17 protein-coding genes are annotated in these 19262 nt (G+C 69.8%); 5 read left to right on the top strand and 12 right to left on the bottom strand.

Annotated elements, in window-relative coordinates; genetic code table 11:
* Positions 1–56: 56 nt before the first annotated feature.
* Entirely contained in the window at positions 57–875 is an 819-nt protein-coding gene (locus ABZ803_RS22685; RefSeq protein ID WP_357041477.1) for a PhzF family phenazine biosynthesis protein, read from the top strand.
* A 12-nt stretch (positions 876–887) separates the two neighbouring features.
* Here the strand turns inward: ABZ803_RS22685 and ABZ803_RS22690 are convergent, their stop codons facing one another.
* From ABZ803_RS22690 to lspA, 3 genes are read right to left on the bottom strand one after another with little or no spacing between them, the layout of a single operon-like run.
* Positions 888–1553, bottom strand: coding sequence for a hypothetical protein (locus ABZ803_RS22690; RefSeq protein ID WP_357041480.1), 666 nt, complete (start codon positions 1551–1553; stop codon positions 888–890).
* Positions 1546–2472, bottom strand: a complete 927-nt coding sequence (locus ABZ803_RS22695) for an RluA family pseudouridine synthase (protein ID WP_040865953.1) — start codon at positions 2470–2472, stop codon at positions 1546–1548. Before ABZ803_RS22695 ends, ABZ803_RS22690 begins: the two co-directional genes overlap by 8 nt.
* On the bottom strand, positions 2469–3065 hold the full coding sequence (gene lspA, locus ABZ803_RS22700; protein ID WP_245660147.1) for a signal peptidase II: 597 nt from the start codon (positions 3063–3065) through the stop codon (positions 2469–2471). The genes ABZ803_RS22695 and lspA overlap by 4 nt, the downstream gene beginning before the upstream one ends.
* A gap of 213 nt (positions 3066–3278) precedes the next feature.
* Between lspA and ABZ803_RS22705 the strand changes: the two genes are divergently transcribed.
* From ABZ803_RS22705 to ABZ803_RS22715, 3 genes are all read left to right on the top strand, one after another.
* A complete protein-coding gene (locus ABZ803_RS22705; protein ID WP_357042002.1) occupies positions 3279–4169 on the top strand; it encodes a hypothetical protein in 891 nt (296 codons plus the stop codon).
* Positions 4166–4885 carry a hypothetical protein gene (locus ABZ803_RS22710; protein ID WP_357041484.1) on the top strand — a complete coding sequence of 240 codons (720 nt, stop codon included), beginning with the start codon at positions 4166–4168 and terminating at the stop codon, positions 4883–4885. The genes ABZ803_RS22705 and ABZ803_RS22710 overlap by 4 nt, the downstream gene beginning before the upstream one ends.
* Positions 4886–4967: 82 nt before the next feature.
* Positions 4968–5435: a VOC family protein gene (locus ABZ803_RS22715; protein ID WP_062977404.1), complete on the top strand. Its 468-nt coding sequence runs from the start codon at positions 4968–4970 to the stop codon at positions 5433–5435.
* Between the two features lie 15 nt (positions 5436–5450).
* Here the strand turns inward: ABZ803_RS22715 and ABZ803_RS22720 are convergent, their stop codons facing one another.
* The 9 genes from ABZ803_RS22720 to ABZ803_RS22760 all read right to left on the bottom strand — a co-directional run bounded on the left by ABZ803_RS22720 (position 5451) and on the right by ABZ803_RS22760 (position 15357).
* Entirely contained in the window at positions 5451–5882 is a 432-nt protein-coding gene (locus ABZ803_RS22720) for a Rieske (2Fe-2S) protein (protein WP_357041488.1), read from the bottom strand.
* A 204-nt stretch (positions 5883–6086) separates the two neighbouring features.
* A complete protein-coding gene (gene acs, locus ABZ803_RS22725; protein ID WP_357041491.1) occupies positions 6087–8024 on the bottom strand; it encodes an acetate--CoA ligase in 1938 nt (645 codons plus the stop codon).
* 51 nt (positions 8025–8075) lie between these two features.
* A complete protein-coding gene (locus ABZ803_RS22730; RefSeq protein ID WP_357041494.1) occupies positions 8076–9713 on the bottom strand; it encodes a cation acetate symporter in 1638 nt (545 codons plus the stop codon).
* Positions 9710–10066 carry a DUF485 domain-containing protein gene (locus tag ABZ803_RS22735; RefSeq protein ID WP_357041497.1) on the bottom strand — a complete coding sequence of 119 codons (357 nt, stop codon included), beginning with the start codon at positions 10064–10066 and terminating at the stop codon, positions 9710–9712. The genes ABZ803_RS22730 and ABZ803_RS22735 overlap by 4 nt, the downstream gene beginning before the upstream one ends.
* A 158-nt stretch (positions 10067–10224) precedes the next feature.
* On the bottom strand, positions 10225–11979 hold the full coding sequence (locus tag ABZ803_RS22740; RefSeq protein WP_357041500.1) for a cation acetate symporter: 1755 nt from the start codon (positions 11977–11979) through the stop codon (positions 10225–10227).
* Between the two features lie 78 nt (positions 11980–12057).
* Positions 12058–12423: a hypothetical protein gene (locus ABZ803_RS22745; protein WP_357041502.1), complete on the bottom strand. Its 366-nt coding sequence runs from the start codon at positions 12421–12423 to the stop codon at positions 12058–12060.
* On the bottom strand, positions 12420–13217 hold the full coding sequence (locus ABZ803_RS22750) for a LytTR family DNA-binding domain-containing protein (protein WP_357041505.1): 798 nt from the start codon (positions 13215–13217) through the stop codon (positions 12420–12422). The genes ABZ803_RS22745 and ABZ803_RS22750 overlap by 4 nt, the downstream gene beginning before the upstream one ends.
* Before the next feature lie 241 nt (positions 13218–13458).
* Entirely contained in the window at positions 13459–14655 is a 1197-nt protein-coding gene (locus ABZ803_RS22755; protein ID WP_040865970.1) for a histidine kinase, read from the bottom strand.
* Positions 14656–14919: 264 nt separating this feature from the next.
* Complete coding sequence (locus ABZ803_RS22760) at positions 14920–15357, bottom strand: hypothetical protein (RefSeq protein ID WP_357041508.1); 438 nt, start codon at positions 15355–15357, stop codon at positions 14920–14922.
* A 318-nt stretch (positions 15358–15675) separates the two neighbouring features.
* On the opposite strand from ABZ803_RS22760, the gene dnaE reads away from it, so the two are divergent.
* The gene (gene dnaE, locus ABZ803_RS22765) at positions 15676–19224 is read left to right on the top strand and encodes a DNA polymerase III subunit alpha (protein ID WP_357041511.1); all 3549 of its coding nucleotides are present in this window, start codon (positions 15676–15678) and stop codon (positions 19222–19224) included.
* The last annotated feature ends 38 nt before the right edge of the window (positions 19225–19262 follow it).

The following is a 19262-nucleotide window of genomic DNA, read 5'->3' on the forward strand; positions in this document are numbered from 1 at the left end:
CCACGAGAAGCCTTGTGCGAAGCGGCCATTCAGAGTTGGAGTACCTTCTGGAGACTATGGAGGTACTGCTGCACCAGATCGACGCGTTCGCCGACGCACCGTTCTCGGGCAACCCGGCCGCGGTGATGCCGCTCCCGTCGTGGCTCCCGGATGCGTTGCTGCAACAGCTGGCGGAGGAGAACAATCTCGCCGAGACCGCGTTCTATACATCGCAATTACCTCCCGAGGCGGGCATGCCGCCGGGTGAGTGGCCCGCTTTCCACCTGCGGTGGTTCACCCCGAGGGTGGAGGTCGCGCTGTGCGGGCACGCCACCCTGGCCAGCGCCGCGCAGATCCTTGCCGACCTGCATCCCGGCGAGGACCGGGTGAGTTTCTACACGCGCAGCGGCTGGCTGCACGTCGACCGCACCGACGACGACGAGTACGTCCTCGACCTGCCGGTGGTGCCGAGCCTCCCGGTGCGGCCCGATCCGGCGCTCGTCGCGGCGCTCGGGGTGCGTCCGGTGGCCGCGTATTCCGGCGCCGACGAGGTGATCGTCGTCGCGACCGAACAGGAGGTGCGCGACGCCGCGCCGGTGCTGTCGGCGTTCCCCGCCCTGCCGCGCGCCGCGATCGTCACCGCGCCCGGCGACTCGGTCGATTTCGTCTCCCGTTTCTTCGGCCCCGGCGTGGGCGTTCCGGAGGATCCGGTGACCGGATCCGCCCACGCCCAGCTCGTTCCGCTGTGGAGCGAGCGGCTCGGCCGCACCGAACTGCACGCCAGGCAGCTCTCCCGCCGCGGCGGAAGCCTGCGCTGCGAACTGGCGGACGACCGGGTGCTGCTGTTCGGGCGCTGCCGCCGCTACCTCGACGGCGTCGTCACCCTGCCGGACTGAGCGCCCGGCCGCTCACGGTCGCGGAACCGGTCCGTCGTCGGGGCCGGGCAGGACGACATCGCGGTAATCGGGCAGCAGCGCAACCACCGCGAAGCTGCCCGCCACCGCGTCGGCGGGAAGCGCCTGGACCGCGCGGATGCCGTTGCGTCCGGCCAGGTCCCGCAACTGCGCCGGGGACCCCCGGACGACGAGTCCGACGACGCAGCCGCAGCCGTCCCGGAGTCGGGCGGCGGAGTACTCCACCACGCGGGCGGAACGGTCGTCGGCGGGGCGGGGGAGCAGCCAGGCCGCGTCCTGCGCCGAATCCACCGCCGCGGCCGCACCTTCCGGGACGGGCACGGTTACCAAGGGCGTCTGCACGCGCGGGACCGGCACCCGGTAGAGCACCTGGGAGATCCGCAATCCGCCGCTGTGCGCCGGAATCTGCTCGGGGGCCAGCGGTTCGGTGAACGACACCAGCGCCCAGCGCGGTTCGTCGCCGCCCGCCTCCAGCGAAGCACGGGACCGGTCGAGGTAATCCGTGACCTGCTCGCCCCGGTCGGGGCCGAGCCGGTCGGTGGCCGGCGCGGTGCGATACGGCGGATGCAGTGCGCCCAGCGCGTAGATCAGCGTCATCAGCGCGACCACCGCCGCGGCGAGGAAGATACCGCGCCGCGGCGGCAGCCGGCGGTCAGACATCGCGCAGGACGTCCAGCGCGTGTTTCAGGTCGTCCGGGTACTCGCTGGTGATCTCCAGGTAGCGGCCGTCGGCGGGATGCTGGAAGCCCAGCGATCGGGCGTGCAGCCACTGGCGTTGCAGGCCGAGCCGCTCGGCCAGGCGCGGGTCCGCGCCGTAGGTGAGATCGCCGCAGCACGGGTGGCGGATCGCGGAGAAGTGCACCCGGATCTGGTGGGTTCGGCCGGTCTCCAGATGGATGTCCAGCAGGCTGGCCGAATGGAACGCCTCGACGGTGTCGTAGTGGGTGACGCTGGGCCGTCCGTCGGCGGTGACGGCGAATTTCCAGTCGTTGCCGCGGGCCCGGCCGATCGGGGCGTCGATCGTGCCGCTGCTCGGGTCCGGATGGCCCTGCACCACGGCGTGGTAGCGCTTGTCGACCGTGCGCTGCTTGAACGCGCGCTTGAGCATCGTGTACGCGTGCTCGGACTGCGCGACCACCATTACTCCGGAGGTGCCGACGTCCAAGCGGTGCACGATGCCCTGCCGTTCGTGCGCGCCCGAGGTGGAGATGCGGTATCCGGCCGCGGCGAGCCCGCCCACGACGGTCGGCCCGCTCCAGCCGACACCGGTGTGCGCGGCCACGCCGACCGGCTTGTCCACCGCGACGATGTCGTCGTCGGCGTAGAGGATCTTCATCCCCTCCACCGGTTCGGCCTCGATGGTCAATTCTCGCTTCGGCTCCGGGAAGATCACCTCGAGCCAGGCGCCCGCGGTGAGCCGGTCGGACTTGCCCGCGGCGACGCCGTCGAGCTGCACCGAGCCCTCCTCGGCGAGCGCGGCCACCGCGGTGCGGGACAGGCCGAGCAGGCGGGCCAGGCCCGCGTCGACGCGCATGCCGTCGAGCCCGTCGGGGACGGGCATGGTCCTGGTCTCCCTCATGCTGCGCTGCCCTCGCTCGCGTCGCCGGGCTTGCCGTGGCCGACCCGGGTGCCGTTGGGTTCGAAGCCGAACACGGTGAGCGCGACCAGCAGGATCGCGCCGCAGACGATGGCCGAGTCCGCGACGTTGAACACCGGCCACCAGCCGATCGCGACGAAGTCCACCACGTGGCCCTGCAGCGGGCCAGGCGCGCGGAACAGCCGGTCCATCAGGTTGCCGAGCGCCCCGCCGAGCACCATGCCCAGACCGATCGCCCACCCCAGCGAGCGCAAGGTGCGGCCGATGCGCACCACTCCGACGACGACGGCGGCGGCGACCAGGGTGAGCAGCCAGGTCATGCCGGTGGCCATGGAGAACGCCGCGCCCGGATTGCGCACCAGGCTCAGGCGCGCGACGTCACCGACGATCGACACCGGGTCGCCCGGCGTCAGTTTCGCGACCGCGATGGTCTTGGTGAGCAGATCCAGGCCCAGCACCACCGCGGCGAGAACGAGCAGCGTCCGCAGACGCTGCGGTGGAGCAGGCTCGGTCGTCGGATCGGCGGTGTTTGCTGGGTTTTCCTCGGGCGGCCCGTCGTCACTCACGCCGACCATCATCTCTCGAGCCCGATCGGGCCCGGTGCGCGCGTCCGATTGCCCGCCCCGCGCCGGGCGGACGGCGCGTGGCGCGCCGACCGGCGCACACTCGGATGTCCCAGCTGACACTCAGGAAGCGGTCGTACGCTGTTGCTCGTGACGGTGTTGTCTTCCCCCCGCCTTCATCGGAGCCCGGGCTCCGCCCGGAGCGCACGCTCGGGCGTGTTGCTCATGGTGCTCGCGGTCGGGCTTTCGGCCTTCGGCGTCGGTTGCGGCGACGGCGCGGAGTCGAGCGGTGAGGCCGACGGAACGGAGCCGCTGGGAATCGGCAAGGAAGTGACCGTGCCGATCGCCGCCGCGGTGGCCACGGTCGAATCGGCCGGTGCGCAACCGCGTTCGCTGCTGCGGCCGGAGTATCCGGCCGGCACCGTGCAGCGGGTCACGCTCTATACCGCCCATCACATCGAACAGCAGATCGATGAACAGCCCAAGCGCGACTTCTCCACCCCGGCGCTGACCATTCCGATGACCGCGCAGACCACCGCGGACGGCATCGATCTGACCCTCGGCACGGTCACCTCACCGGACCCGACGATGGCCAAAGCGCTCACCAAGATCGGTGGCTCGCACGCGGGCTTCGACCTCAGCGATCTGGGCACGATCACCGCGCTGCGGCTGGAGCCGGCCCCCGACGCGTCGAACACCGCGCGCGCCGCCCTCGAGCAGGCGTTCTACCAGGCTGTGTACCGGTCGATCGCGTTCCCCGACGAGCCCGTCGGCGAGGGCGCGGTGTGGACGGTGCGCCAGGAAGTGAGCAGCGGCGTCCTGCTCGACCAGGTGACCACCGCGACGCTGAGCAAACGCGACGGGGACCGGCTCACCATCGAACTGCACGTCACCCAGAAGCCCAAGTCGCCGGTGTGGAACCTGCCGAACAACGCGGGCACGCTGGACATCCGGGACTACGTCATGGAGGGCGCGGGCACCATCACGGTGGATCTCGGATTGCCGCTGCCGGTGGCCGGATCCATCACCGTCGGCGGGCACCAGGCCTACCGCGATCCGCACAGCGACAGCACGCTGCGCCAGACGATCGATACGCAGGTGTCGTGGACCGAATGACCCGTGGGCGCGCCCTGCCGTTCGCGGTGGCGTCCGTCGCGCTCGTCGTGGGCTGCGGGTCCGCCGAGACCGCCGAGCCGAAGGCGCACGAGCTGCCCCCGCTGGGGCACACCGTGGCCGCGGTCCCGGTGACCGCCGCGCCCGAGACCGATTCCGCACGGCTGGGCGCCCGGCTCCTCGGCGACGCCGACCTGCCGTCCGGTTTCACCGCGCTGCCGCCGCGCGCTGCCCCTGGGACCGCCTCGACCGGTACCTCGGCGACGAATCCGGCGGAATGCGCGAAGGTACTCACTCCGCTCGGCGCGCAATACTCCGGCGCACTGGCTCAGGCGTCAACGCAATACGCCGGGCCGAATTTCTCCAGCATCGATATCGACGCGGCGAGTTATCCGGTCGATTCGCTCCCGGCCGCGTTTTCGGCCGTGCAGGAGACGCTGCGCCGGTGCACGCGCTATTCCGGCGACGACGCCACCGATATCGCGGTGGACTACCGGATCGGCGGGCTCGCCCAGCCACCGGTCGGCGACGCGGCGGGCGCCTTCCAGGTGCGCGCCACCAGCGAGGGGCTCGCCCTCGGCTCGTCGGTCGCGATCGTGCAGGTGGGAAGCACGTTGCTCCAGGTGGCGGTGACCGCGCCGGAGGCGGTGGACCCCGCCGTGCTCAGCGCGCTCACCGCGGCCCAGGTGCGTCGGCTGCAAGGCTCCGCGGGTCCCTGATTTCCGACGATTCGGCCAATTGCGCGGATCGCCGGAATAGGCTCGACATGGTCCGACACAACGCCTCGACCGGAGGTTCTCCATGTCTGATGTCAAACCCGTTCCCGATGGTTATCCGGTGGTCTCGCCCGGGCTGGCCATCGACGGCGCGGCGGCGGCGATCGATTTCTACAAGAACATTTTCGGCGCCACCGAACGTATGCGGATGCCCGGTCCGGACGGCAAGATCGCCCATTGCGAGCTGATGTTCGGCGATTCCGTCGTCATGCTCGGCGATCCGGCGCCGGATATGGACTTCCTCGACCCGAAGACGGTCGGCGGCACCCCCGTGAACCTGTACGTGTACGTCGAGGACGCCGACGCCGCCTTCGCCGCGGCGCTGGCCGCGGGCGCCACCGAACTCACGCCGATGACCAGTCAGTTCTACGGGGATCGCAGCGGCGCCTTCGAAGACCCGTGGGGGCACCGGTGGACGGTGGCCACCCATGTGGAGGACGTGCCGCCCGACGAGATGGACCGTCGGATGGCGGAGATGTTCGGCGGTTCCTGAACCCGGCCGACCGGCTCACCCGGCGACCACCGAATCACCCGAGACCCGGACGGCGCGCGGTGCGAGAGGTTTGGTGGCCGGGCCGTTGACCACCGAGCCGTCCAACGCGAACTTGCTGCCGTGACAGGCGCAGTTGACGGTGCCGCCGGACACCGCCGCGACCTTGCATCCCGCGTGCGTGCACACCGCCGACAGCCCGACGAAGGTGCCCGCGCTAGGCTGGGTCACCACGGTGTCACCGGCGATCACGCCGCCGCCGACAGGGATGTCGGCCGTCTTGGCCAGCGTGTTCGCCTGCCGGTCCGCATCGGCGGGCCGGTCGCCGGGCGCGGGTGGGGGTTCGCTCTTGCCGGAGGAGGCGCAGGCGGTGATAGCCGCCGCGGCGGCGATGCCCGCCCCGGCGGCGACCACACTGCGCCGGGTGCGGAATTGTTCGTCGAGTGTCATGTCGGGTTCCGTTCCGAAGGCGCGGCACGGCGTCGCGCCGGTGCCGCTTTCGCCTCGTCAACGGAATAGGGCGGCGCTGCGGTTCAATCCGGTGTGCTCAGAGGTCGCCGCCCGGCGTGTCGCCGGGAGACGGCGGACCAGGAGGGCGAGCGGCGGACCCGGACCCCCTCATCTGCTTTATGGCCGGGTCCGCCGCTCTGTGGGTTACCCGCGGGCGATCGATTCGAACACCTTCGGGTCGACGAGGGTGGAGGTGTCGCCGAGTTGGCGTCCTTCGGCGATGTCGCGCAGGAGGCGGCGCATGATTTTGCCGCTGCGGGTTTTGGGGAGTTCGGGGACGATGTGGATTTCGCGGGGTTTGGCGATGGGGCTGATCTCGCGGGCGACTTCGGTTTTGAGGTCGTCGACGAGGGTGGGGGTGGGTTGGGCTTCGGCGGTGAGGATGACGAAGGCGACGATGCCTTGGCCGGTGGTGGGGTCGGTGGCGCCGACGACGGCGGCTTCGGCGATGGTGTGGTGTGCGACGAGGGCGGATTCGACTTCGGCGGTGGAGATTCGGTGGCCGGAGACGTTCATGACGTCGTCGACGCGGCCGAGGATCCACAGGTCGCCGTCGGTGTCGAGTTTGGCGCCGTCGCCGGCGAAGTACCAGCCTTGTTCGGCGAAGCGTTGCCAGTAGGTTTCGCGGAAGCGTTGGGGGTCGCCCCAGATGCCGCGCAGCATCGACGGCCACGGCTGATCCAGTACCAGCAATCCCGTGCTGTCGGAGGCGAGTTCGCCGCCGTCCTCGTCCACCACGCGCGCCGAGATTCCCGGCAGCGGAGTCATGGCCGCGCCGGGTTTGGCGGCGGTGACGCCGGGCAGCGGGGAGATCATGATGGCGCCGGTCTCGGTCTGCCACCAGGTGTCGACGATGGGGGTGCGATTTGCGCCGATGACCTCGCGGTACCAACGCCACGCTTCGGGGTTGATGGGTTCACCCACCGAGCCGAGCAACCGCAACGACGACAGATCATGGGCATCCGGAATCTGCCTGCCCCACTTCATGAACGTGCGCACCAGCGTGGGCGCCGTGTAGTAGATGGTGACGCCGTATTTTTCGATGATTTCGAAGTGGCGGTGTTCGGTGGGGGAGTTGGGTGTGCCTTCGTAGACGATTTGAGTGGTGCGGTTGGCCAGCGGGCCGTAGACGATGTAGCTGTGGCCGGTGACCCAGCCGATGTCGGCGGTGCACCAGTAGATGTCTTGTCCGGGTTTGTGGTCGAAGACGGTGTGGTGGGTGTAGGCGGTTTGGGTGAGGTAGCCACCGGTGGTGTGCAGGATGCCTTTGGGTTTTCCGGTGGTGCCGGAGGTGTAGAGGATGAACAGGGGGTGTTCGGCGTCGAAGGGTTGGGCGTGGTGGTGGGGGGAGGCGGTGGTGACGGTGTCGTGCCACCACAGGTCGCGGCCTTCGGTCCAGGGGACCTCGATGCCGGTGCGGCGTACGACCAGGACGTGTTCGACGGTGGTGGGGTCGTTGCCGAGTGCTTCGTCGACGGCGGCTTTGAGGGGGGCGGGTGTGCCGCGGCGCCATTGTCCGTCGGTAGTGATGATCAGGCGGGCGGCGGCGTCGTCGACGCGTTGGCGCAGGGCGGTGGGGGAGAATCCGGCGAAGACGACCGAGTGGGTGAGTCCGAGGCGGGCGCAGGCGAGCATGGCGATGATGGCTTCGGGGACCATGGGCATGTAGATCGCGACGCGGTCGCCTGGGGTGAGTCCGAGGTCGGTGAGGGTGTTGGCGGCGCGGGATACCTCGTGGAGCAGTTGCTGGTAGGTGAGGGTGCGGGTGTCGCCGGGTTCGCCTTCCCAGTGGATGGCGATCTGGTCGCCGTGGCCGTCGAGGACGTGGCGGTCCACGCAGTTGTAGGCGACGTTGAGTTTTCCGCCGACGAACCATTTCGCTACCGGCGCGTCGGTCCAGTCCAGCACTTGGGTGAAGGGTTGGTGCCAGTGCAACCGCCCGGCCTGCTCGGCCCAGAAAGCTTCCCGATCGGCCGCCGCCCGCTGGTAGAACCCCGCGTCGGCGTTCGCCTCAGCGGCGAACTCCGCGCTCGGCGGGTAGGCGGTGGTGGGGTCGCGGTCATCGGTGGTTGCGCTGGTCACGCGAGATCTCCTAACGAAAGAGCAAGGGGGACGAAGAAGGCCGGGAAGTGATCAGTGCACCACCGCCTTCTCCGCGCCGACGCCGGTGAGCGAGCGGACCTCCATCTCCGCAGCCTTGGCCGGATCCTCGGACCTGCCGCCGACCAAGGTGCCGATGACGCCGAGCGCGAACGCCAACGGGATGGAGACGATGCCCGGGTTGGACAGCGGGAACCAGTCGAAATCGGATCCGGGGAGCATGGCGGTCTTGCTGCCGGAGACCGCGGGGGAGAATACGATCAGCACGATCGTCGAGATCAGGCCGCCGTACATGCTGAACAGCGCACCGGTGGTGTTGAACCGCCGCCAGAACAGCGAGAACAGGATGGTCGGCAGATTCGCCGAGGCCGCCACCGCGAACGCCAGCGCCACCAGGAAGGCGACGTTCTGCCCGTTGGCCAGGATGCCCAGGGCGATGGCCAGCACGCCGATCACCACCGCGGTGATGCGGGACACCCGGACCTGTTCGCGCTCACCGGCTTTTCCGCGCTTGATGACGTTGGCGTAGATGTCGTGGGCGAACGAGGCCGACGCCGTGATGGTCAGGCCCGCGACCACCGCGAGGATGGTGGCGAAGGCGACCGCGGAGATCACGCCGAGCAGCACCACGCCGCCGAGTTCGAAGGCCAGCAGCGGCGCCGCCGAATTCTGCCCGCCCGCGGCCGCGAGGATCCGGTCCGGGCCGACGATCGCCGCCGCGCCGTAGCCGAGCACCAGGGTGAACAGGTAGAACGCGCCGATCAGGCCGATCGCCCAGACCACCGAGCGCCGTGCCTCTTTGGCGGTGGGCACGGTGTAGAAGCGCATCAGCACATGCGGCAGGCCCGCGGTGCCGAGCACCAATGCCAGGCCGAGGGAGAGGAAGTTGAGCTTCGAGGTCTCGCTGCCGCCGTACTGCGCGCCGGGAGCGAGCACGTCGCGCGCGGCGACGGCCTTGTTCGCCGAGCCGGAGACCGCTTCCTGCGCGGAGCCCAGGATGTCGGAGAAGTCGAAACCGAACTTCGCGAACACCATGACGGTCATCAGCGCCGCGCCCACGATCAGCAGCACCGCCTTGATGATCTGCACCCACGTGGTGCCCTTCATCCCGCCGACCAGCACGTAGACGATCATCAGCACGCCGACCACGGCGATCACGATGGACTGCCCGGTCTTGTCGGAGATGTCCAGCAGCAGTGCGACCAGGCCGCCCGCGCCCGCCATCTGCGCGAGCAGGTAGAACAGCGACACGGTGAGCGTGGACAGCGCGGCGGCGGTGCGCACCGGGCCTTCCTTCAGCCGGAAGCTCAGCACGTCGGCCATGGTGAATTTGCCTGTGTTGCGGAGCATTTCGGCAACCAGCAGCAGCGCGACCAGCCAAGCGACCAGGAATCCGATGGAATAGAGGAATCCGTCGTAGCCGTAGACCGCGATGGCGCCGGCGATGCCGAGGAAGCTCGCGGCCGACAGGTAGTCGCCCGCGATGGCGACGCCGTTCTGCGGGCCGGAGAAGCCGCGCCCGCCGGTGAAGTAGTCGGCGGCGGTGGCGTTGTTGCGGCTGGCGCGGATCACCACGATCATCGTGAACACGACGAAGACGCCGAAGATGGCGATATTGGCGACCGGGTTGCCGACCGTCGCGGCGGCGGCGTAGGTGTGCACAGTGTTCACGCTCGGTCTCCCTCGAGGTAGCCGCGGATGGTCGCCGCGCGCGGATCCAGTTCTCGGTTGGCGAACCGGACGTACAGCGCGGTGATGGCGAAGGTGGATACGAATTGGCCGAGGCCGAGCAGCAATCCGACGTTGACGTCGCCGAACACCGGGCGGCTCATGAAGTCGTGGGCGTAGGCGCCGAGCAGGACGTAACCGAGGTACCAGAGCAGGAACAACGCGGTCATCGGAAATACGAAGCGGCGCAGGCGCGCTCGCAGTTCCTGGAATTGGGGGCTCGCCTGCACTTCGGCGAATTCTGCTGCGCTCGGCGCTCGCCGCGGGGCGGTGTCGTCGAGTTCGGTACTGGTCATGAGTGTCCTACCAAGTGACGTGGCTTACTTCTCGAGGACGGTAAGCCAGGCCCGCGACTCACCAGTAGGCTGTGGCGTGGGTCACTCTGTGAAGGTGCCCGAATCTGCGCTGAGCGGTCGATGTGACGCGATGAACGGTCGGCCGCTCGTGGCCTCGGTCAGTCCGAGCGCAGGCTGCGCTCGCGGTCGGCGCCCATGCCCAGGCGCTCCGGCGCGTGCATCCGGACGAAGATCCGGCTCACCGTCTTCGCGCCGAGTCCGCGGGTGAACGAGCTGACCAGCACCATGGTGGCGAACGCCAACGGCACGCTGATCGCCGCCGGATAGCCGAGCAGCGCCGCAGGCCAGCCGCCCGCCACCGCGTCGGAGAATCCGCCGGTGACCGAGACGGCGGTCGCGGTCCCCGCGGCGAGCCCGCCCGCGATCAGGCCGGCCGCCGCGCCCGCCGCGGTCAGCCCGCGCCACCAGATGCCCAGCACCAGCAGCGGGCACAGCGTGGAGGCGGCCACCGCGAAGGCCAGGCCGACGGTGCGCGACAGGTCCAGCGACACGACGGTCAGCGACAGGGCCAGCGGAACCGAGCCCGCGACCAGCGCCGCCGCGCGGAAGTCCCGGATTCGCCCGCGCAGCATGTCGGTGCTGAGCACGCCCGCGATGCTCACCAGCAGTCCCGACGAGGTGGACAGGAACGCGGCGATCGCGCCCGCCGCGGCCAGCGCCGCGAGCAGCTGCCCCGGTAGTCCGGCGACCACCGAGCCGGGCAGCAGCACCACCGCGGCGTCGGAGGTCCCGGTGATCAGCAGTTGCGGCACGTACAGCCGGGCGAAGACGCCCAGCAGGACGGGGAACAGGTAGAACAGCCCGACCAGGCCGATCACCGCGAGCGCCGTCGCGCGCGCGGCCCGCCCATCGGGGTTGGTGTAGAAGCGCACCAGCACGTGCGGCAGTCCCATGGTGCCGAGGAAGGTCGCGAGGATCAGCGAATAGACCTGGTAGGCCGGATGCGGTCCACCCAAGCCGCCACCCGGCGCCAGCCAGCCCGCGCCGTCGGCGGGCGCGCCCGCGACCACCGGCACGGCGGCCCCGGCTTCCAGCACCAGCCGCGTGCCCGCGGACAGCTCGTGGGTGCCCGGCGCCAGCGGTACCGGACCGTCGACCGCGCGGTCGTCGAGTGTTCCCGTGATCGAAACCTGCTGCGGCGCACCGACCCGCACCACCACGTCGGTGGTCACGTCGACGGTCGTGCGCTCGGACACCACCGGCGGGGCGGGCGCGCCCAGTTCCCGCTCGTCGGCGAGGAAGTGCCCGAGCAGCACCAGCGCGGGAAGGGCCACCGCGGTCAGCTTCAGCCAGTACTGGAACGCCTGGACCAGGGTGATCGAGCGCATCCCGCCGCCGACCACGTTGGCGAGCACGATCGCGCCCACCGCCACCGCGCCCACCCAGTCCGGCACGCCGAGCAGGATGTGCAGGGTCAGCCCGGCCCCTTGGAACTGCGGAATGAGATACACCGCGCAGATGAGCACCACCACGGTGGCCGCGAGCCTGCGCAGACGCAATGAGCCGAGCCGGAATTCGGCGAAGTCGGGCACCGTGTACGCGCCGGAGCGGCGCAGCGGAGCGGCGACGAACAGCAGCAGCGCCAGGTATCCGGCGGTGAAGCCCACCGGGTACCACAGCGCGTCCGCGCCGTATTTCGCGATCAACCCCGCCACGCCGAGAAATGAGGCGGCCGAGAGGTATTCACCGGAGATCGCGGCGGCGTTCCAGCGCGGTCCCACGCTGCGCGACGCGACGAGGAAGTCGGAGGTGGTGCGCGCGAGCCGCACGCCGTACGCGCCGATAGCGACGGTCGCCAGTGCCGCGAGGACCAGCGCGGCCACGGTGAGCGCAGGCGCCGTACCCGAGGTCATGGAGCGCTCCGTAGTCGGCGCATCGGTTCGGCGGGCGATGCGGACGTGATCGACTTGTTCATGGTGGAGGGCGCACCATCAGTCCTCGGCCAGTTCGAGGAAGTCCTGTTCGTTGCGTTCGGCCAAGCGCACATAGGTGCGGCCGAGCAGGAACAGCAGCGGGTAGACGGCTCCGCCGAGCAGCAGCCACGGCAACCGGATGCCCAGCACCGCCGTGGAGCCGATCGAGCCGGTCCGGAACAGTATCGGCAGCGCGCACAGCAGCGCGATGCTCACCAGGCCCACGCGTAGCGCGAGCCCGAGTTGGGCGCGGATCAGGCCTCCGATGAGCGCTTCGCCGAACTCGGTTTGCTCGGCGACCTCCACCCGCGTGCGCACCCGCCGGGCGCCACGTCGCTCGGAGAGCACGACGCGCCTGCGGACCGGACGCTGCGGCCCGGTCACTGGTTGCCCCAGTGCTGCCGGGGCCGGTGCACCAGCCGTTGTTTCAGCTCACGAACCTGTCTTCGGCTGACCGGCAGTTCGACCGCTTGCGCGTCGCCCTCGGCCCGCAGGCACACCACGGTCCCCGAACCCACGCTGCGCAGTCCGGTGACCAGCCGCAGCGCCACCAGGTACGACCGGTGCACCCGGAGGAATCCCGCGTCGTGCCAGCGAGTCTCCAGCGCCGACAACGGAATCCGCACCAGATGCGATCCGGCGCTGGTGTGCAGCCGGGCGTAGTCACCGTCGGCTTCCACCCAGCTCACGCTCGATCGCGGTACCAGCGTGGTCACTCCGCCCAGTTCCACGGGAATGACCTCGTTCGGGTCGGTGCGGGCTTCGGCGGCGGGCGGGTGCGGCGCGCTGCGCGCTGCGGCGATCCGCCGCACCGCCTCCGCGAGCCGGTCCTCCCGCAGCGGCTTGAGTAGATAGTCCACCGCGCCCAGGTCGAACGCCGCGATCGCCCGGTCGTCGTGGGCGGTCACGAAGACCACGGCGGGCGCGGCGGCGAACTCCGAGAGGATGCCCGCCAGCTCCATGCCGTCCAGTCCCGGCATGTTGATGTCCAGGAACACCGCGTCGATCGGATGGGCGCGCAGCACCCGCAGTGCGCTGGTGGCGTCGCCTGCCGCGTGGATGTCGCCGATCTCGGTCCGCGCGCGCAGCAGATACACCAGCTCGTCCAGAGCGGGTTTCTCGTCGTCCACGGCGAGCACGCGCAGCGCGCCCGCCGGTTTGCCGGTAACGCGGGTCACAATCGCACCATCGTAAGGCTCCCCTGCGAGGCCGCCGACGGGTGCCGTCGGCGGGACGCTCCCACGGCTCTCGGCGGCACCTCGAGGCCGCGGTCGGCCCGCTGGAGTCGACCGACGCCCGCCCGCACTTCGGCGGCGTCGCCCTCGGGTGGCCTGGCGTTTCCGCAGCGGCGCGTCGAGCCGATGCTCTCAGCGATGCGGGGGTGGCGCGCCGGTCGGTCGTCGGTGTCGTGTGCCGGTCTTATGCCCGGATGCCAGCGCGGAACTTGGGGACTCGGAGGCTGACCTTCGTGCCCGCGCCGGGCGCGGTTTCCACGACCAGGCCGTAGTCGTCGCCGAAGGCCGCGCGCAACCGGTCGTCGACATTGGCCAGCCCGACGTGCGCGGCCTCACCGGAGGCCGCCGGGCCCGTCCCGGTGTCGACGGCGTCCAGCGCGCCGGAGCGCAGCAGATCCGGGTCCATGCCGACGCCGTCGTCCTCGACGCTGATCACGCAGTCGGTGCCCGCGTCGGTGGCGACGATGCTGACGGTGCCACCGTGCGCGGTGCCCGCCAGCCCGTGCCGCACCGCGTTCTCCACCAGCGGTTGCAGCGCGAGGAAGGGCAGCACCACGCCGAGCACCTCGGGCGCTATCCGCAGCCGGACCTGTAGCGCGTCGCCGAAACGGGCGCGTTCCAGCGCGAGGTACCGCTCGATGTTGCGCAACTCGTCGGACAGCACCGTGAATTCGCCGGCGGCGCGGAAGGAGTACCTGGTGAAGTCGGCGAACTCGAGGATCAGCTCGCGGGCCCGCGCCGGGTCGGTGCGGACGAACGAGGCGATGGTGTTCAGCGCGTTGTAGATGAAGTGCGGGCTGATCTGGGCCCGCAGCGCGCGCACCTCGGCGCGGTCCAGTCGGGCCCGCGACGCGTCCAGTTCGGCCAGTTCGAGCTGCCCGCAGGCGTACCGGGCCACCTCGGCGACCGCACCCAGCCGCCCCGGTCCCGGCTGCCCGGCGCTCACGACTCCCAGTACACCGGCCACGCCGTTGGATTCGACCAGCAGCGGTTGCGCGATCAGCGTGCGTCCCGCGTGTTCGCCGCGTCCCGGTCCGGCGACGAGCACCGGGCGCTCGCCCGCGACGGCGCGCACGGCGGCTTCGCCGAAGTACTCGGCCAGTTCGGCGTGCGGGCCGTCCCAGGCGAGCAATGTGCCGTCGGGGTCGGCCAGCGCGAGCGCCTCGGCGCCGGTGAGTGCGCGCAGGTGCGGCGCCGCCTCCCGCGCGGACTGCTCGGTCAACCCGCGCCGCAGCGGGACCGCCGCCAGCGACGCGGTGTGCAACGCCGAATGCACCGCCCGCTCCGCGGGGGTGGTCACCACTCTGCGGGTGCGCGACCAGATCAGCAGCGCCCCGGCGATCAGCGCCGCCGCCGCAGCGACGGCGAGTGCGGTGGTCATGGCGGGCATCGGCGCACGGACTGCATGGGCTGATTATCGCGTCGGCCGCAATCGTGCGTGGAAGGGTGGCCGTCCGGGGCCGAGTGAGCGTCAGGTGATCACAGCGCCGGAAGGCGCCCGGGTGCGGCAACCACCCGGCGCGCACGGCCCGGCAGCGCCTGCGGGACGATCGCTCGGGCAACAGCGCGTCGCCCCGCGGCGGCTGGGCCGATCTCACCGGTGCCGCGGCGCGGTCCGGGCCGGTCCGGTCCGGTCTACGGGAGTTCAGCCCTGGTACTGCGGGACCGTGAACTCGATGGTGCCGGGTTCGGGGAAGTGCGCCGCGCCGATGGTGACCGTCGCGGTGAACTTGCCGATGCCAGGAAGGAACAGCGCGGAGTGGCCGCTGTTGCCCCAGTAGCCGGGGCCCTGCGCGACCACTTGGAACGTACCTTCCTGGCCGGTGTCGACGTTGCGGTAGTTCAGCGTGACCGGCAGCGTGCACGGCCCGGCGCCGACCAGCGTCGCGCCGACGGTGAAGGCCGCCTGGTTGGGGTAGGCGTTGCCGTTGACCGACATCTCCACCTGCCCCACGCACGGCCCCTGGGCCAGGGTGTACACGGTGGCGAACGCGGCGGGCGCGGCCGCGGCGGGCGCGGCCGTCGCGGCCAGTGCCGCCATCGCCGTAGCGGGGACCATCAAGAGCGCTGTCGTCGAATTCATCGACACCTCCACGATTTCGGGAAAATCCGGTCTGCCGTGCTGGCCCGTCCCCGAGAAGCGCCGGCATCGTCGTGGGGAGGGAAGCAGAGATTACCGCCGGGCCGCGGCCGCCGTTCGGGTGTTCCCGAATTCGGCAAGATCCCGACACTCGCGGAAATCGGCCACTCGCACGGCGAGTCCCCAGGACGCGCCGGTGATCTTCCCCACCGACACGCCGGACGCCCGAGTGGCGCCAGCGCGCCGGTCCGAAGCAGTCGGTGGGCACGCCTAGAATCGGTCCAGCCAACCCCCGTCGAGACCTTGGGAGGAAGGACCGTCTTGGCCGCCTCGTCCGGATCGTTCGTCCATCTGCACAACCACACCGAGTACTCCATGCTCGATGGTGCGGCCAAGATCTCGCCACTGTTCAGCGAGGCGAAACGGCTGGGGATGAACGCGGTCGGGATGACCGACCACGGCAACATGTACGGCGCCTCGGAGTTCTACAACTCGGCCAAGAAGCACGACATCAAGCCGATCATCGGCATCGAGGCCTACATCGCGCCCGCCTCCCGGTTCGACACCAAGCGCGTGCAGTGGGGCGATCCGAGCCAGAAGGGCGACGACGTCTCCGGCTCGGGCGCCTACACGCACATGACCATGGTCGCCGAGAACGCGACCGGCCTGCGCAACCTGTTCAAACTGTCCTCGCTGGCCTCCATCGAGGGCCAGCTCGGCAAGTGGGCGCGCATGGACGCGGAGATCATCGCCCAGTACGCCGAAGGCATCATCGCGACGACCGGCTGCCCCTCCGGCGAGGTGCAGACCCGCCTGCGCCTCGGGCACGAACGCGAGGCGCTCGAGGCCGCGGCCAAGTGGCAGGAGATCTTCGGGAAGGAGAATTTCTTCCTCGAGATCATGGACCACGGCCTGTCCATCGAGCGCCGGGTCCGCGAGGGGTTGCTGAACGTCGGCAAGCAGCTGGGCATCCCGGCGCTGGCCACGAACGACTGCCACTACGTCACCAAGGACCAGTCCGCCAACCACGAGGCGCTGCTGTGCGTGCAGACCGGCAAGACGCTGTCGGATCCCACGCGGTTCAAGTTCGACGGTGACGGCTACTACCTGAAGTCCGCCGAAGAGATGCGCGCGCTGTGGGACGCCGAGGTGCCCGGCGCGTGCGACAACACGGTGCTGATCGGCGAGCGGGTCCAGTCCTACGACGACGTGTGGGCCTTCAAGGACCGCATGCCGATCTTCCCGGTGCCCGAGGGCGAGGACCAGGATTCCTGGCTGCGCAAAGAGGTCGACCGCGGCCTGGCGCGCCGGTTCCCGGACGGCGTGCCCGACGAGTACTACAGCCGTGCCTATTTCGAACTGGACGTCATCAAGCAGAAGGGCTTCCCCGCCTACTTCCTCGTCGTCGGCGACCTCGTCAAGCACGCGCGGGAGGTCGGCATCCGGGTCGGCCCCGGCCGTGGTTCGGCGGCCGGTTCGCTGGTGGCCTACGCGCTCGGCATCACCAATATCGACCCGCTGCCGCACGGCCTGCTGTTCGAGCGGTTCCTCAACCCGGAGCGCCCGTCCGCGCCCGATATCGATATCGACTTCGACGATCGCCGTCGCGGTGAGATGGTCCGCTACGCGACCGAGAAGTGGGGCACCGACCGGGTCGCCCAGGTGATCACCTTCGGCACGATTAAAACCAAAGCCGCGATCAAGGACTCGGCGCGGGTCCAGTTCGGCCAGCCCGGCTTCGCCATCGCCGACCAGATCTCCAAGGCGCTGCCGCCGCCGATCATGGCCAAGGACATCCCGCTGTCGGGCATCATGGACCCCGATCACGAGCGGTACAAAGAGGCCGCCGAGGTCCGTGAACTCATCGGCAACAACCCGGACGTGGCCAAGATCTACGAGACCGCGCGCGGACTCGAGGGCCTGATCCGCAACGCCGGTGTGCACGCCTGCGCGGTGATCATGTCCTCCGAACCGTTGATGGACGCCATCCCGGTGTGGAAGCGGCCCCAGGACGGCGCGATCATCACCGGCTGGGACTATCCGTCCTGCGAGGCCATCGGCCTGCTGAAGATGGACTTCCTCGGTCTGCGCAACCTCACCGTCATCGGTGACGCGCTGGACAACATCAAGGCCAACCGCGGCATCGACCTGGACATGGACAACCTGCCGCTGGACGACCCGGCGACCTACGAATTGCTTTCGCGCGGCGACACGCTCGGCGTCTTCCAGCTCGACGGCGGTCCCATGCGCGACCTGCTGCGCCGCATGCAGCCCACCGGCTTCAACGACATCGTCGCCGTGCTCGCGCTCTACCGCCCCGGCCCGATGGGCATGAACGCGCACAACGACTACGCCGACCGCAAGAACGGGCGGCAGCCGATCAAGCCGATCCACCCCGAGCTGGAGGAACCGCTCAAGGACATCCTCGCCGAGACCTATGGCCTGATCGTCTACCAAGAGCAGATCATGTTCATCGCGCAGAAGGTCGCCTCCTATTCGATGGGCAAGGCCGACGCGCTGCGCAAGGCCATGGGTAAGAAGAAGCTCGAGGTGCTCGAGGCCGAGTACAAGGGCTTCCACGAGGGCATGACCACGAACGGCTTCTCCGAGGCTGCGGTGAAGGCGCTGTGGGACACCATCCTTCCGTTCGCCGGCTACGCGTTCAACAAGTCGCACGCCGCCGGTTACGGCCTGGTCTCGTTCTGGACCGCCTACCTCAAGGCCAACTACCCGGCCGAGTACATGGCGGGCCTGCTCACCTCTGTGGGCGACGACAAGGACAAGGCCGCGGTCTACCTCTCCGACTGCCGCCGCCTCGGCATCACCGTGCTGCCGCCGGATGTCAACGAGTCCGAGCAGAACTTCGCCTCCGTCGGCAAGGACATCCGCTTCGGTCTCGGCGCGGTGCGCAACGTCGGCGCGAACGTCGTCTCCTCGATCATCCAGGCGCGCAAGGAGAAATCGAAGTTCACCGATTTCTCCGACTACCTGAACAAGATCGACGCCATCGCCGCGAGCAAGAAGGTCACCGAATCGCTGATCAAGGCAGGCGGTTTCGACTCCCTCGGGCATCCGCGCAAGGGCCTGATGCTGATCCACTCCGATGCCATCGACGCCGTGATGGCCACCAAGAAGGCCGAGGCGATCGGTCAATTCGACCTGTTCGGCGGCCTGGACGCGGACGAGTCGGTGACCTCGGTGTTCAACGTGAAGGTCCCCGACGAGGAGTGGGAGTCCAAGCACCGGCTCGCCCTGGAGCGGGAGATGCTCGGCCTGTACGTCTCCGGGCATCCGCTCAACGGCGTCGAGCACGTGCTCGCGGCGCAGGCCGACACGCAGATCCCCGCCATCCTGGAGGGCGACATCAAGGACGGCACCCAGGTGACCGTCGGCGGCATCCTGGCCTCGGTGAACCGGCGCATCAACAAGAACGGCCTGGCCTGGGCCTCCGCGCAGCTGGAAGACCTCACCGGTGGCATCGAGGTGCTGTTCTTCCCGCAGTCGTACTCGGTGTACGGGATGGACGTCGTGGAGGACGCCGTGGTGCTGGTCAAGGCGCGCGTCTCGGTCCGCGACGACCGGATCTCGCTGATCGCCAACGATCTCGCCGTGCCCGACCTGTCGGCGGTCGGCGTCGCGAAGCCGCTCGCGGTCACCGTCACCACCCGGATGTGCACGCCGGACAAGATCGGCGAACTCAAGCGGGTCTTGTCCAGGCACCCCGGCACCTCGGATGTGCATATCCGGCACGTCGGCGCCCGAGACAAGACCACGCTGCTGAAACTCGACGAACGCCTGCGAGTCTCACCGTCCTCGGCACTGATGGGCGACCTCAAGGCGCTGCTCGGCCCGGGCTGCTTGGCAGGCTGAGCGCCGGGTTCCGGGGAATCGCCGGGTCGATCCTTTGC

The organism is Nocardia sp. NPDC047648, from assembly GCF_040642815.1.
GTDB lineage: Bacteria > Actinomycetota > Actinomycetes > Mycobacteriales > Mycobacteriaceae > Nocardia > Nocardia gamkensis.